12 protein-coding genes, 1 tRNA gene and 1 pseudogene are annotated in these 14,271 nt (G+C 61.9%); 6 read left to right on the top strand and 8 right to left on the bottom strand.

The window, feature by feature from the left end; all coding sequences use genetic code 11:
* Positions 1-46 precede the first annotated feature (46 nt).
* The 4 genes from AC20117_RS19655 to AC20117_RS19640 all read right to left on the bottom strand — a co-directional run bounded on the left by AC20117_RS19655 (position 47) and on the right by AC20117_RS19640 (position 5,031).
* On the bottom strand, positions 47-1,489 hold the full coding sequence (locus AC20117_RS19655; protein WP_074702128.1) for a mannitol dehydrogenase family protein: 1,443 nt from the start codon (positions 1,487-1,489) through the stop codon (positions 47-49).
* A complete protein-coding gene (gene uxaC, locus AC20117_RS19650) occupies positions 1,486-2,892 on the bottom strand; it encodes a glucuronate isomerase (RefSeq protein WP_074702130.1) in 1,407 nt (468 codons plus the stop codon). The genes AC20117_RS19655 and uxaC overlap by 4 nt, the downstream gene beginning before the upstream one ends.
* A gap of 60 nt (positions 2,893-2,952) precedes the next feature.
* Complete coding sequence (locus AC20117_RS19645; protein ID WP_083339846.1) at positions 2,953-4,890, bottom strand: glycosyltransferase; 1,938 nt, start codon at positions 4,888-4,890, stop codon at positions 2,953-2,955.
* A 68-nt stretch (positions 4,891-4,958) separates the two neighbouring features.
* A tRNA-Arg gene (locus tag AC20117_RS19640) sits at positions 4,959-5,031 on the bottom strand.
* A gap of 196 nt (positions 5,032-5,227) precedes the next feature.
* On the opposite strand from AC20117_RS19640, the gene AC20117_RS19635 reads away from it, so the two are divergent.
* The 3 genes from AC20117_RS19635 to ettA all read left to right on the top strand — a co-directional run bounded on the left by AC20117_RS19635 (position 5,228) and on the right by ettA (position 8,122).
* On the top strand, positions 5,228-5,794 hold the full coding sequence (locus AC20117_RS19635) for a single-stranded DNA-binding protein (RefSeq protein WP_074702133.1): 567 nt from the start codon (positions 5,228-5,230) through the stop codon (positions 5,792-5,794).
* 34 nt (positions 5,795-5,828) lie between these two features.
* A complete protein-coding gene (locus AC20117_RS23985) occupies positions 5,829-6,332 on the top strand; it encodes a DUF6993 domain-containing protein (protein WP_236777378.1) in 504 nt (167 codons plus the stop codon).
* Positions 6,333-6,439: 107 nt separating this feature from the next.
* Positions 6,440-8,122 (top strand): energy-dependent translational throttle protein EttA, encoded by a 1,683-nt coding sequence (gene ettA, locus AC20117_RS19625; RefSeq protein WP_074703383.1) that lies wholly within the window; start codon positions 6,440-6,442, stop codon positions 8,120-8,122.
* A 130-nt stretch (positions 8,123-8,252) separates the two neighbouring features.
* On the opposite strand, the gene AC20117_RS19620 is transcribed toward ettA, so the two are convergent.
* Positions 8,253-9,155 carry an acyl-CoA thioesterase gene (locus AC20117_RS19620; RefSeq protein WP_074702134.1) on the bottom strand — a complete coding sequence of 301 codons (903 nt, stop codon included), beginning with the start codon at positions 9,153-9,155 and terminating at the stop codon, positions 8,253-8,255.
* 124 nt (positions 9,156-9,279) lie between these two features.
* On the opposite strand from AC20117_RS19620, the gene AC20117_RS19615 reads away from it, so the two are divergent.
* Together AC20117_RS19615 and AC20117_RS19610 are read left to right on the top strand one after the other, a co-directional pair.
* On the top strand, positions 9,280-9,768 hold the full coding sequence (locus AC20117_RS19615; protein ID WP_074702135.1) for an acyl-CoA thioesterase: 489 nt from the start codon (positions 9,280-9,282) through the stop codon (positions 9,766-9,768).
* A gap of 13 nt (positions 9,769-9,781) precedes the next feature.
* Positions 9,782-10,429 (top strand): DUF8185 domain-containing protein, encoded by a 648-nt coding sequence (locus tag AC20117_RS19610; RefSeq protein ID WP_101632758.1) that lies wholly within the window; start codon positions 9,782-9,784, stop codon positions 10,427-10,429.
* Between the two features lie 38 nt (positions 10,430-10,467).
* Here the strand turns inward: AC20117_RS19610 and AC20117_RS19605 are convergent, their stop codons facing one another.
* Positions 10,468-10,896 carry a globin gene (locus AC20117_RS19605; RefSeq protein WP_074703385.1) on the bottom strand — a complete coding sequence of 143 codons (429 nt, stop codon included), beginning with the start codon at positions 10,894-10,896 and terminating at the stop codon, positions 10,468-10,470.
* A 256-nt stretch (positions 10,897-11,152) separates the two neighbouring features.
* Between AC20117_RS19605 and AC20117_RS19600 the strand changes: the two genes are divergently transcribed.
* Positions 11,153-11,596, top strand: a complete 444-nt coding sequence (locus AC20117_RS19600; protein WP_074702136.1) for an SRPBCC domain-containing protein — start codon at positions 11,153-11,155, stop codon at positions 11,594-11,596.
* Positions 11,597-11,663: 67 nt separating this feature from the next.
* Here the strand turns inward: AC20117_RS19600 and AC20117_RS19595 are convergent, their stop codons facing one another.
* Both AC20117_RS19595 and AC20117_RS24250 read right to left on the bottom strand, forming a co-directional pair.
* Positions 11,664-12,134, bottom strand: coding sequence for an OsmC family protein (locus tag AC20117_RS19595; RefSeq protein ID WP_074702137.1), 471 nt, complete (start codon positions 12,132-12,134; stop codon positions 11,664-11,666).
* Positions 12,135-12,265: 131 nt separating this feature from the next.
* Positions 12,266-14,200, bottom strand: a pseudogene (locus AC20117_RS24250) (DUF6541 family protein); the annotation flags it as partial.
* Positions 14,201-14,271: the final 71 nt, after the last annotated feature.

Here is a 14,271-nt window from a genome sequence, read left to right as displayed (position 1 = left end):
GGAGTTGCCACAAGTTGCCGGATCTCCGGCACAGCGTCCGTTTCCCTTACTGGTCCTGGAACGATCCGCGCAGGGCATGGACCATATCAACAATGCCGTCTTCTGCGGCGAAGTCCGGGTCCAGCAGTTCCACCAGCGCGGCGGTCTGGTCCCTGCCAACCAATGCCAGCAGTGGCATGATGCGGTCAGTCTCGGCGTCGCGCACGTCTGCGCCGTCGTTATTGGCTATTGCCAGGTAGTCGATCCATGCGGCAATCAGCCGGGCGGCTGCCTGCCCCGGGCGTCCGGCCGCGCGTTCTGCCCGGATAACAGGGACGGCGCGCATGCGCAGTTTGCTGCTCCCGTCGATGGCGATCTGGGCCAGCATGTGGGCTATGCGCGAGTTGCCAAACCGTTCCAGCAGCGCCGCCCGGTACTCGTCCACCTTGAGCTCCGGCTCCGTAAGGTGTTCCGCGGCCTCATTCCAGAATTCGTCCATCCAGGCAGCACATACGGGATCACGCAAGGCTTGCGCTACGGTGTCGCTGCCACGCAACTGGCCGGCGTAGGCCAACAGGGAGTGGGCTCCGTTAAGCAACCACAGCTTGCGCCGTTCAAAATGCTCGATCCTGTCGACGAACACCGCGCCGGCATCTTCCCAGGCCGGCCGGCCGGCCGGGAAATCGCCGCAGAGGACCCAGTTATGGAAGGGCTCGGTCACCACTGGTGACTGGTCGGCAAAACCAGTTGCAGCGGCTACGCCAGCTATGTCCTCATCCGTAGTCCGCGGAGTGATCCGGTCAATGGAGGTATCCACGAACGACACATTGGCATCGATCCAGCCTGCCAGTTCCGGTGCGACCGCCGATGCCAAACCGCGAACGGCGTTGCGTGCGGCCGTGCCGTTGGCGCTGAGGTTGTCGCAGGAGACAACGGCTATTGGCCCGGCTTCTGCCCTCCGGCGCGCGTCCAAGCCGGTAAGCAACCGTGCCGCTGCGGTCGATGGGGCTCCGCGACGGGCCGTGCCGCTGGAACCAGTGAGCGCTGCCGATGCCTTCCACCACTGGCTCAGCAGGGCTGCATCGGCCGCTACCGCCTCTGCCGTTAGATCGAGCTGTCCATCGGAACCGAGGTTGTACGCAGCTTCTGTCACCGTCAGGGTGACGATCGCCGTCGTCGGTTGCGACAGTAGCTCTGCGAGCCGCGCAATGTTGCCGCCGTCGTACGCCGCACTGATGCTTTCGATGACTTCGAAGCTGTCTGCGTCTTCCGCCCGCTCGACGAGGGTGTAAAGCCCGTCCTGGGCCTCAAGAGTCTCGGCAGCTTGCGGGCTACGTCCGGTGAATGCGGCGATGCCCCATTCGTGGTTGGCGTCTACTTTATGCGTGTACCACGCTTGGTGGGCGCGGTGGAAAGCGCCCAGCCCGAAGTGGATAATCCGGATCGGGGCGGGGCTGCCTGCCCCGTACGTCTGCCGATTGAGCGGCTGCGTTGCGGTTTGTGCCGTCACAGTTTGAAAGCCCTTCGGGGTGCGGCATCGACAATATCGACGATGAGCTCGGCGGCACGCGACTCGGAAACGCGGTGTTCGGCAACAAGCCGTGCCAGGAATGAAGCTTCAATCCGGCGGGACGCGTCGTGACGGGCCGGGATGGAGCAGAAGGCGCGGGTGTCGTCGATGAAGCCGGAGGAACGGTAGAACCCGGCGGTCTCGGTGATGGCAGAGCGGAAGCGCAGCATTGCATCCGGTGCATCGAGGAACCACCACGGGGCGCCCACGTAGACGGCGGGGTAGAAGCCGGCCAAGGGGGCGAGTTCCCGGGAAAACACGGTTTCATCCAGGGTGAAGAGGATCAGGTTAAAGCCCTCTGCCGTACCGAAGTCCTGCAGGACCGGACGGATGGCTTCGGTGTAGTTGACGGCGAAGGGGATGTCGTGGCCGGTGTCAGCGCCGTATTTTTCGAAGGTCGGCAGATGGTGGTTGCGGAATGAACCGGGGTGAACCGTCATGACCAGACCGTCCTGGACCGACATGCGTGCCATCTCGTACATCATGTGCGCTTCGAAAGCGTCGCGGTCGGTCTCGGTGGCTTCCCCGCGGCGGGCCTTGTTGAAAAGGCTTTCCGCTTCCGCGCGGTCCAGCTTGAGCGTCTGCGGAGTACGGACTCCATGATCCGCGGAGACGGCACCGTGGTCGACGAAGTGCTGCCGGCGGTTTTCCAACGCGCGGATGTAGCCCGCGTATCCGGTGGTACCGTCGCCGGCCGTGGTAATCAACTGGTCGACGTTTTCGATCCAAGTCGGATGGCTGATGTTCAAATACGCGTCCGGACGGAACGTAGGCAGAACCCGACCTTGGAAGGTGGCGTCCGCAGCCAGCGCCGCATGGGACTCCAAGCTGTCCAGAGGATCGTCAGTAGTGGCCAGGACCTCAATGTTGAAGTCCTTGAAGAGCTGGCGCGGGCGGAAGCCGGGTTCACTGAGCCTGCTCTGAATGGCATCGAAGGTGGCGTCGGCGGTCGCTTCGGAGATTTCGTGTTCGAGCTTAAACACGTGTTCGAATTCGGACCGCAGCCAGTATCCGGACGCGGTGCCGTCAAACAACGGCCAGGCCTTGGCGAACTCCCGCCATACGTCGCGGGGAGAGGCCGCGGTGGATCCTCCCACGCGCAGCCGGTCCAACGGGACACCGCTGGCATGAATGAGCCGGGTGACGTAGTGGTCGGGGCTGATCAGCAACGTTGCAGGATCAGGGAAGGGGGAGTTCTTGTCCAGGACAGCGGCGTCCACATGACCGTGCGGAGAAATAATCGGCAGGTCACTAACAAGTTCCAGAAGCCCGCGCGCGATCTTTCGGACGCCGGGTTCAGCAGGTAGAAGCCGATCAGGTTCGGCGGCTAGAGAGATTGACATTGCACTATCGTTTCCAAGCACGTGAAGTGTGGTCAACGAGTTGCCATTTGTTGGCAGCGGCTACTGCGCTTGAGCCCGGATCCTCCGTTTTAGCCAACGGCGTCCCTTGGCGACCAAGCTATCGTTGACGTGGCGCACAGAGAATGAACCGTGTGCGGTGGCGTAGACCTGCATGGGCGGTCTTTGGACGACATCAACGATGTCGAGGGCCATACGTTTTTCACTGTGGTCCGCGAGTCGGATGTAAGCATCGAAGATATCGCCCGGCTTGCTCTCAGGCAGCTGAACAATCCACTGTCCGTTGGAGACGGGTACCTCCGTGGCATTGTCTGTGTGTCGGCGGCGGAATATGAGTTCCGTACCGGGTGCAGTTCCGTGTGGGGCCCGTATGTAGAGTTTCTTCCCATTCCATTCGACGTGCTCTACCACTGCTCGTGTAGACGCCCGGGTAATGCGGTCAGGCCGTGGGGGAGCGGTCAGTACACGCTTCCAGCCCTCAACGAAGCGTGCTGTATCGAAACGGTCAAGGGTCTCGACTGCTGCCGCTCCCATCCTGGCGCGTTGATCGGCGTCCTGCATTAACAGCAGGATCTTTTTCGCTAGGGCATCACTGTCGGCGAAGTCCGCCAGGTAGCCGTTCTCACTGTCGATAATCACATCCCGCGGTCCGTAGTTGGAGTCGTAGGCCACTACGGGAACGCCATAAGACATGCTTTCGAGCAAAATCAATGGGAAACCCTCCGACGCCGAGGTTAATAGGGTCGCGCAAGCAGCGGCATAGATGTCGTCCGGGTTGCTGGTGAAGGGCATGAAGCGGACGCTGTCTTGTAGCGACAGGTCGGCTACGAGTTGGTGAACCTTGAGTTCTTCCTTGTCCTTGTAGCCGAAACCGAACACCTCCAGAACGGCGTCAGGATTGCCATCGACCACTTTACGGAAAACCCGGATAGCCTCGTCAACACGTTTTTTCGGGTGTGTTCGGGCCACGAGGACCAGACGGTTGGGGTCCGTTGGGGCGTTGGCTTCCTTGCGAGGGGGAGCTACCTGGGGAATGACTTCCAGCAATTCCGCGTGGCCGAAATCCGCTGCGATGTCCTCCCGCTGAGCCTCGGTCAACAGCACCAATGCGTCGAATTCATCGAGGCGATGGATAAGTCTGCGCCAGTTGCCGCTTACACCGGAGCCGGCGGTATAAGGAGGTTCAAGGTGGTTACTGTGCGCAGTTACCACTTTTCGGAGATGAGGGTGCCGTATAGATGCCACGACTTCATCCAGGTTCTGGTCGCGGAGGATGTCTAGGTTTTCACGGAATTCCGACGTGATGGCAACGCTTTCGTGCTGCGCTAGAAGCTGTTCGAAAGCGTGGGTATAAAGGATTCCCATTTCTGGAAAACTCCGGGGCTTGGGACCGAAGAGGAAGCCTTGTTCCCAGTTATTCTTGCCTGGTGATTGCCAAATGGTCAGAAAGCATTGCCCGTCACGGCCTATATAGCGTTGGACCGCTGACTCACCCGGCGTGACCGGGGTATGCAAAACACGAACCAGTCTGCCCGTACTGTCCATCTCATCGCGTCTAACACGTTGCCGCTCTGAATTGAAATAGTCGATGAAAACAGGTGTTCCTGCCGGATCGGTGCGCACAAACATCTCCAGTAAGCCGTCCCGGAAATACCGCACCGATTGGGGATTACGTCCATCCTTGATGCCCGTGAGCCCGCTGTCCCGGGATGGGAAGGATGGTTTTCGACGTTCAGTCTCCGGACTTGGATCCAGCGAGTACAGGACACTGTTGACCTGGACCGCTGGGTGAAGGTGGCCCGAATCCTTCATCATCTTGACGGTGCGGGACAGGCGGGGCTGGAATCCAAGTACATCGATATGGATTCCTGCGAAAGAACCTTCTTCCGCGAGGGCGCTTGCACGGTTCCGGACGGCTTTCACCAAGCCGCCTCTTTGAAGGGCAAGGGTGCTCACAGGGAAATGGACGTGCGTCTGCATGCTCGTAATCTACCCCCGGCCGACTGCAAGTGCGCCCGGTGCGCTGTGCAGGCAATGCTAATTATGCGTGCCCCGGACAGGAATCGAACCTGCGACCAAGAGATTAGAAGGCTCCTGCTCTATCCGCTGAGCTACCGAGGCTGGCTGGCGGATCGCTCCGCCAGTCAGCAAGTTTATCCCCTTGCCTGCGATTCTTCGAAGTCGCCACTCGTCCTGCACAACGGCCCGCGGTGCCCGCCTCTCCACAAACGTCTCGAAACAGGTTCTTTTCCATAGCAGGGATTCGCAGACTGGGGATGTCGGCAACTCCGCCGGCATCGTGAGGAGGAGCAGGACCATGACAGACATCATTACTGTCCGGGGAATTATAGGAACCGACATTAAAGCCGGAACGACCAAGGGCGGGACTGCCTGCGCCGATTTCCGGCTGGCTTCCAAGGAGCGGCGGTTTGACCGCGAAAACCAGGAGTGGGTAGACGGCCAAACCAACTGGTACACGGTGCAGTGCTATCGGAAGTTGGCCGAGAACATTGGATCAAGCCTGAGGAAGGGCCAACACGTCATCGTTACTGGCAGGCTCCGGCTCCGCCAATGGACCAGCGATGACGGGCGGCAGGGGACGGCATGTGAGATCGACGCGGAGTCGCTCGGTCATGACTTGTTCTGGGGAACGGCGAATTTCGTTCGCAGTATTTCATCGAGGCAGGAGCCGAAAACCCAGCAGCTTTCAGCGAGTCCGCTCCCCGGTGCGGAACAGAGGTCCCCGGACGGCGTCAACGCCAGCACGGAAGAGTTTTACGACTGGGGAACGGATGCCTCAACGGCGGCAGCCCCGGAGTTCAACGGTGACAACTCAATATTGATTGATGAACGCGATGAGAACGGACTGCGGATGGCGGGATAGAAGAGACGGAGCCGGGGCGTGACAGAATGACAGCGTGAAAAATCTGCACCGACAGGGACGTTCAATTCAGATGCGCTTTGCTGGCGCCGCGTGGTTATTTGCAGCTGGCTTCGCGTTGGTAGGATGCTCGGCTGTCGGATCGGGAGCTGCCGATTCAGCGGAAAGCAGCGATGCGACTGCTTCCGCAACAGTGCCTGCAACAACTGAAACTGCTGAACCTGCCGTTGAGACGGCGGAAGCGTCGGCCGTGGATGCAGCCGAAAGGCAAGTGCGGGAGCAGTTGGAGAATCTCGCAGCTTCCTCGCCCCGGCCGAATGAATCGCAGATGCTCAAAGCGATGACCGACGCCGGTTTCGTTGAAGACGAGATTGAGGTCTCCGCCGATATAACTCCCACAGGCCTGGCCGTCGACGCGATCGAGGCTGCGGCACCGGTAGATGAGCAATGCGTTATCGGGCAGGTACGTGAAGGAGAGGTTGCGATGTCAGTGCTGCCAGTTCTGCCGGCCGGGAACTGCTTTGTCGGCAATGGCTCCTGACAGCAACGGCTGCAGCATCTAGCTGCACGCGAACGCTGGCTTGGACCACTGGCAGACACCGGCCCTCAAATGTGAGTTCTGCCCCGCCACCCACTAGCCTTATGGGCATGGCGGAATTTATTTACACAATGACCAAGGCCCGCAAAGCCGTTGGCGACAAGGTCATCCTCGATGACGTGAGCATGTCCTTCTATCCCGGAGCCAAAATCGGCGTTGTCGGTCCGAATGGCGCCGGTAAGTCCACCATCCTGAAAATCATGGCTGGTCTGGACACTCCGTCCAATGGTGAGGCCCGGCTCAGCCCCGGCTATTCGGTGGGAATCCTGCTCCAGGAGCCGCCGTTGAACGAAGAAAAGACCGTCCTGGGCAACGTCCAGGAAGGCGTCGGCGAAATTTACGGCAAGATCCAGCGCTTCAACGAGATCTCCGAAGAGATGGCCAGTCCCGATGCGGACTACGACAAGCTTCTCGACGAGATGGGCAAGCTGCAGGAGGCTATCGACGCCGCTGACGCTTGGGACATCGATTCCCAGCTCGAACAAGCCATGGACGCGCTGCGCTGCCCACCCGGCGACTCCGACGTAACCGTACTCTCCGGAGGTGAGCGTCGCCGCGTTGCACTGTGCAAGCTGCTCCTCCAGAAGCCTGACCTGCTGCTCCTTGACGAGCCCACTAACCACCTCGACGCCGAGAGCGTGCTCTGGCTCGAACAGCACTTGAAGTCCTACGCCGGTGCTGTGCTGGCCGTGACTCACGACCGGTACTTCCTTGACCATGTGGCCGAGTGGATCGCCGAAGTCGACCGCGGGCACCTCTACCCCTACGAAGGCAACTACTCCACTTACCTGGAGAAAAAACGCGCCCGCCTCGAAGTCCAAGGCAAGAAGGACGCCAAACTGGCTAAGCGACTGTCGGAGGAGCTCGACTGGGTCCGCTCCAACGCCAAGGGCCGTCAGACCAAGTCCAAGGCGCGTCTCGCCCGCTATGAGGAAATGGCAGCCGAAGCGGACCGCGCGCGGAAGCTGGACTTCGAAGAGATCCAGATCCCGCCGGGTCCCCGCCTCGGACAGCTTGTCGTCGAAGGCAAGAACCTGCAGAAGGGCTTCGACGATCGCCCGCTGATCGACGGGTTGTCTTTCTCCCTGCCGCGCAACGGCATTGTCGGCGTAATCGGCCCCAACGGCGTCGGCAAGACCACGCTGTTCAAGACGATCGTTGGTCTCGAGGAACTCGACGGCGGCGATCTGAAGATCGGCGACTCCGTCAGGATTTCCTACGTGGACCAGAGCCGCGGGGGAATCGACCCAAACAAGTCGCTGTGGGAAGTCGTATCTGACGGACTGGACTTCATCCAGGTCGGCCAGGTGGAGATGCCGTCCCGCGCCTACGTTTCCGCCTTCGGATTCAAGGGCCCGGACCAGCAGAAGAAGGCCGGGGTGCTGTCCGGCGGTGAGCGTAACCGGCTGAATCTCGCGCTGACCCTCAAGCAGGGCGGCAACCTGCTGCTCCTCGACGAACCGACCAACGACCTCGACGTGGAGACGCTGTCCAGCCTGGAGAACGCCTTGCTCGAATTCGCCGGCTGTGCCGTGGTCATTTCCCACGACCGTTGGTTCCTCGACCGGGTAGCCACCCACATCCTGTCCTACGAAGGTACCGAGGAGGATCCCGCGAACTGGTACTGGTTTGAAGGCAACTTCGAGGCCTACGAGCAGAACAAGATCGAGCGACTCGGTCCGGATGCTGCCAAGCCGCATCGCGTTACGCACCGGCGGCTTACCCGCGACTAGATCGCGTCTCCCTCAGCTGCATAGGCGGCCCACTGGGACAGGGTGCAACTGAAGAGGTCGCACAACTGAAGAAAATGGTCCGTCCGGCTGCTGACAGCCGGACGGACCATCTTGATTCAGTCGCAGCTTGTTATGCGTCCACGGCTTCCACGGGAATGCGCATCATGCCCTCCTGGGCCACCGTGGCCACGAGCTCACCGGAGCGGCTGAAGACCCGGCCGACGCCCAATCCGCGTGCACCGGAAGCGCTCGGCGAATTCTGGACATAGAGCAGCCACTCATCTGCCCGAAACGGCCGGTGCCACCACATGGCGTGATCCAGACTCGCGAACTTGATCCCGGGGCTGATCCACGCTATTCCGTGGCGCCGCAGGATCGGTTCAAGCAGCGTGTAATCACTGGCATAAGCCAGCGCCGCGCGATGCAGATTCAGATCGTCGGGCAGCGGGCCTTTGGATTTCATCCAGACGGCGTTGGTCGGCTCACGTTCGCCTTCGGCCCGGAGATACAAAGGGCTCTGCACATGCCGGATATCGAAGGGCCGTTCATACGCCCATTGCTGCGCGATCGGATGCTCGAATTCGCTGAGGAGATCGGCCGTACTCGGCAACGACTCCGGGTCGGGAATGCCCTCTGGAAAGGGCTCGTGATGGTCCACCCCGTCGGCCGGTACCTGGAAGGAAGCGATCATGGAGAGGATGGGCACGCCGTTCTGGTAGGCATGGGTCCGCCTGGCTGAAAAGGACCGCCCGTCGCGCAGCTTCTGCACGCCGAAGGTGATGGGCGCGTTGGCGTCCCCCGGGCGGAGGAAATAGCCGTGCATGGAGTGGATCTGCCGGGCCTCATCCACCGTGCGCACCGCAGCCAGGATCGATTGTGCGAGAACCTGTCCGCCGAAGACCCGTCCATGAGGCTGCGGCTCCGAAATCCCAACGAAAATTTCCTCATCGGTATTGGCGCCATCGGCGTCCGAGAGGTCCAGCAGTTGCAGCAAGGCCGCGGTGGGCTCAATGCGCTCGTCAGAGGCTGTCATGGAATCTCCTTGCCGGCGTTACCCGTGAGTAATGGAACCCTTCCGAGACTAGTTCGCACGGGCGCCCGGCTCAACTACCTCGGCCGGTTCGCGCCGCGTGGCCGTGGCTTGAGAAGATGGCTTCATGCCTAAAGTGTCCCGGTTCCCGTTGCAGCTCCGTTTCAGCGACATCGATTCCTACGGTCATGTGAACAACGTGACCTTTCTGAGTTACCTGGAGACGGCACGCGTCCGGCTGCACGGCAGTCCGTCAGGGCAGACTACGGACGACGGCGGACAGCTGTCCGTGAGCGATCTGGCCGGAGCCGGGAACTTCACGTTGGTGGGCCGGCAGGAGATCGAGTACCTCGCGCCGCTGCTATTCCGGCCGGAACCGGTGTGGGTCAGCGTCTGGGTGACGGAGGTGGGCGGCTCCAGCTTTGCGCTGGGTTATAAGGTCTCCGAAGAGGACGGCTCGGCAACGTACGCCGTGGGGGAAACCACGATGGTGCTCGTCAGCCGGGAATCCGGCCGACCGGTGCCGCTGCCGGAGCAGTACCGAAAAGCGCTGGGACATTACCAAGGACCGGAAGTTCCCTTCCGCCGTCGTGCTTCGCAAAGGGCAGGTGCCTGATTCCGTGGACAACATGATCATGCTGAGTCTGGCCGATCCACAGGTGACGGCGGACCTGCGCACGTTCATCACACGGGCGCGCGCTGCCGACGACGGTGCCGTGCACCTGCAGGTCTCCGGATCCGTCCTCGCCGCCTATGTGTGCCTCATGAGGCCACGTTTGCTGGGGGAAGCAACGCCGACCATCCTGGGGCTGCGGACCATGGCGCTGGGACGTCCGGCCCAGGCCGAAATGACCGTATCGCTGGCATCGATGGCCGACAGGCTGGCACGGATGGCCGAGAATGACGTTGTCCTGCCGCTGCCGCCGATGCAGGTCAAGGAATCCTGGACCGGGGTACTGCCGCCGCGCTCGGGCTGGGAACCTGTGGAGCAGATTCCGTCCGCGGACCTGCGGGCTGCCGCGGAGGCGGGAATCCGTGAAGTGGCCGCAGCCGTGCCGGCGCAACCGGGCCAGTTGATCGTCAATAATGCGCGCAGCGCCGTTTGGGGCAGGTCATTGCCGGCGGCCGGCGTGGCTGTGCCGGCCGGTGCGGCATTCGCGGCGCTGACGCTGGGTTTCCTGGATGATCAACCGGCGGCCCTGTTCCGCAGCGGCCGCTGGCTGCGGTTGTCCACCGCCCGCGGCCACGTGCTGGTCCGCAGCGGCGCGTCCCTCTAGACCTTGCGCTCGGCGGCGGGAACGCCGGGGCAGGTGGGCTAGGCGCTGTTGACCATGGAGTGGGCTGCCCGCTCGAAGTAGTCCCATAGGGTCTGCTCGTACAGGGGCGGCAGTTCGAGTGAGTCCACGGCCTTGCGCATGTGGGTCAGCCAGCGGTCGCGGGCGTCGAAATCCACCTTGAACGGCTGGTGGCGCATCCGCAGCCGGGGATGGCCGCGCTGCTCGCTGTAGGTGCCGGGGCCGCCCCAGTACTGCTCGAGGAACATGCGCATCCGTTCCGTGGCAGGCCCCAGATCCTCCTCCGGGTACATCTTCCGGAGCACTTCGTCCTCGGCGATGCCCTCGTAGAAAACGTCCACCAGCTTCACGAAGGTCTCATGTCCGCCCACGGCATCATAGAAGTTGTCCGTGTACTGCGGCTGCTGGAACGCGTTGGCCGCCCGTGCCGCCGGCTGCAGCGTCGCGATGGGCTGGCCGAACCGCGACTGCAGGGGGGTGGCCGCTGCACCGCCGTCCGTGGCGGCAGCAGGGGTAGCTTCCGGCAGCGAGGCAGAGGGAAGATCTTTGTCAGTCATAACTATTGGCAGCCTGTTCGTTGGTGTCTGGTCCATTCTCTCCAACATCGGTCCGTTGCGGCTAATTCCCTTTGGCTCTGGATCCCGAGCGGCGGGGAGGACTTAGTCTGGTGGCGGCGGGAGTTGTTGCGGGATCAGGAGGGCAAGCATGCATGAGGACATCAGCATCGAACATGATCTGGTTATCGATGCGCCGCCCGAAAGAGTCTGGAGCCTGCTGACCGATCCTGACGCCATCCGTCGCTGGTATGCGTTCGATGGCGCGGTCTGCGAAGCGGTTAACGGCGGCCGGATCGAACACCGGTGGCGCCAACATGGCCGTTTCCTCGGGAAGGTGCTGCAGGTCCAGCCGTACGGACTTTTCCAGTACCGCTATGCCGCCCGACCCGAGACGGAACCACAGCCGGGCGCCAGTACGGTGGTGACCTTCCGCCTGGAGCCGGAGGGGGCCGGCACCAGGCTCTTCGTGACCGAGCATGGATTCGAGCAGATCGCCGGATCGATGGTGGAGGCCCGTGAACTGGCCGCGGTGAACCTCACGGCGTGGCGAGCCGGGTTCGCCACGTTGAGCGATCTGGCCCGCCGCCGTTGAACGCCGCACGCGCGCGTTGCTTGGCCAACCCGGCTCTTGGTTTGGGCGCAGCCGGCCGGGAACGGAGTCAGTTCATGATGACAGGTTCGTGCATCACCGGGAAATTGACGCTGCGGGCAATGAAGCACACCTGGTTCGCGTCGTGGTGCAGTTTCTGCGCCAGTTCGTTGTGGGCCGGGTCAGCAACAGTGACGCGCGGTCGAAGCGTTACGGAAGTAAATTCGCCGCTGCCGTCCCGGTTCAGGTGCAAGGTGCCCTCGGCGTCGTCCGTGTACTCGGTCACCACGATGCCGTTTTTCACCGCAACGTGCAGGTAGGAGAGCATGTGGCACTGGGACAGCGCCGTGAGCAGGAGCTGTTCCGGATTCCACCGGTCCTTGTCCCCATGGAAGGTGGGGTCGGCTGTGCCGGCGAGATCCGGAAGTCCGGGCGCGGTGATGACGTGGTCACGTCCGTAGCTCCGGTATGACGAAGTGCCTTCGCCACGGTTGCCGGTCCAGGCGAGCGATATGCGGTAGCGGTGGTTGCTGAGGTCCATGACCGGATTAAAGCACGTCCAGAAGTTATGCGCGGGGAGCCGTGGTCTTTCTTTATGCTGGTGCGGTCGCACGCGGTGATTTTATACAGTGCAGCGTGTTCGGCAGACGCCAACAACTCGAATCCTTGGGAAACGTCCACGTTATAGAAACCGGGCCACTGAAGGTAGGGGTTGAACTGCCGCGCCCGTTCGGCATCTCCCAAGTACACGTACTCTGCACCAGTGCGCTTCAAGGCAGCACACACCTCCGGATCGCGATGGATATCTCGAAAGCGTGATCGCAGGAACTTCTCGTCCGCAGTTCGGTCCGCGAACCCGTACTGGGAGTAGACGACACGTCGTCCCGTGAGCGCGTAAATGAACGTCGATCCGTTGAACGGGTCCCCGATGATGGTTGCGTCCGCGGGCAGGACGTCGGCCAAGGACTTGATGAAGTCTTGCTCGCCTGGCAGCATGCTGCGGCCGAACTCGTCCGATTCAACGTCATAATGAGGCGTTGCCGCCATCTGGCGTGTGTCATAGCGGAAGGACCCCGAAGCTACTACAGTAAAGACCCCTGCGGCTACGATGGCAGCCGCAGCGACACCTCGTCCATTGACCGGCACGTACCGTATCAGCGCAGCGAGAATTTGATCGAGGGCATAGGCGGCAAATACGCAGGCGACCACGGCGGAGATGGCAGCGATACGAACTGCATCGTGATACCAAAGGCCTGTTATCCACGAGAGCGGCCTCGCGTGGTGAAGGGCGGCCAGGTAGAGAACAACAGTTATGACAAGCCCAACGGCAGCAGGCCAGGTTCTTTTCCGTCGCAGGGCAAACAAGGCGCCGAGGACAACCAGCGGGCCGATCCAGAAGTTGTAGTCACCTAGCTGGATCCGATCGTCATCGGGGGACCTGGGCAGATCGAAGAATAGGCGCTCGATGGCGTCTGGGAACGGTGCAATGACGGCAGTGTTATCCGCCATGCCAGCGACAATGGGGGAGGTACTGATCAGCCAGACCGCGCCACCTGCAGAAAGAGCCCAGAAGGCAACCCAGAGAAACCCTTGCCACCGGTCCCGTAACCATCTGGCCCTGCACATCAGGACGATGTACCGCAGCACATAGATACAGCCCAAGGCGATCAGGGCGAAGATGGCACTGGGATGGATCCAGGCCGCACCCGCGGCCGCTAGCACGAGCACGAGTACGAGTACGAGTGACTTCACAGCCGGGCTTCGCCCGTACGGGTGGGTGGGCCTATCATCCACGGGTGGATCTGAGCGCTGCTGGTACCGGGCGGCAGCGACCTCGATCCCCAGGGCGAGCACCGCCGGCACCAACGCGACGGCCAACGCATTTGGCCACTGCGCACTCCGGCTCTGCTGAATGATGGGAAACGCTATGACGCCGGCGGCCACGACCGGCGTCAGCACCCAAGTCATTCGCCGTTGTGGGAACAGCGCTACAGCCAGGTACGTCAGCGAAGTTGGCCACACGACACACGCCACAATGAGTGTGGCCAGGTTCGCTGAGGTAACGACGTCACCGGGCGACAGTGCCACCAGTGCGTGCCAGCCGGCGGGGTAGAAAGAGCCTGTTCCCTGGCTGTAGATGGGATTGATATCCCAAGGCGATGCCTGCCCGCTCTCCTTGATCCAGCGGAGAGCGTTCACATGAAAGCTGGGATCCCAAGCTTGGTTGACTCTATCGATCTGGTTCATCGCATCGAGCATGGTCCCCGCGTTGAGGACCGCCGCAGCAATCAGCGAGCTAGCTGTGAGGAGTTTCGTCGGCCATCCCGGCCCTGGCTCGGGCAGCATCCGCTGTGGCCGGATCAGCAGGTAGAGGCAAGCAGCGAGAACGGCGGCCAACAAGCTAGTGGCAAGGAGCGTCGACGGCACCCAGCGGATACCGGTGACCCGGCACAGCAGGGTTCCGACCGCTACCAGGGAACCAGAGGCGGCGGGGGCCAAGACCAAGGCCCTCAGATGGTTCAGCCGTAGCCCGCGCAGAACCAGATACCCAGGGATGTAGAAGACCGCCAGAAGCGTTGTCAGCTGGCCGATCGCAACCCAGGACATAGCTTCACCTCGCAGCCCGGTGCACTGCCTCCTGCCAGAATATAGACAGGAGATGCCTGCGGGGAAGCAGT

This window comes from Arthrobacter crystallopoietes (assembly GCF_002849715.1).
GTDB classification, from domain to species: Bacteria; Actinomycetota; Actinomycetes; order Actinomycetales; family Micrococcaceae; genus Crystallibacter; species Crystallibacter crystallopoietes.
This window is presented reverse-complemented; position numbering and strand designations above follow the sequence as displayed.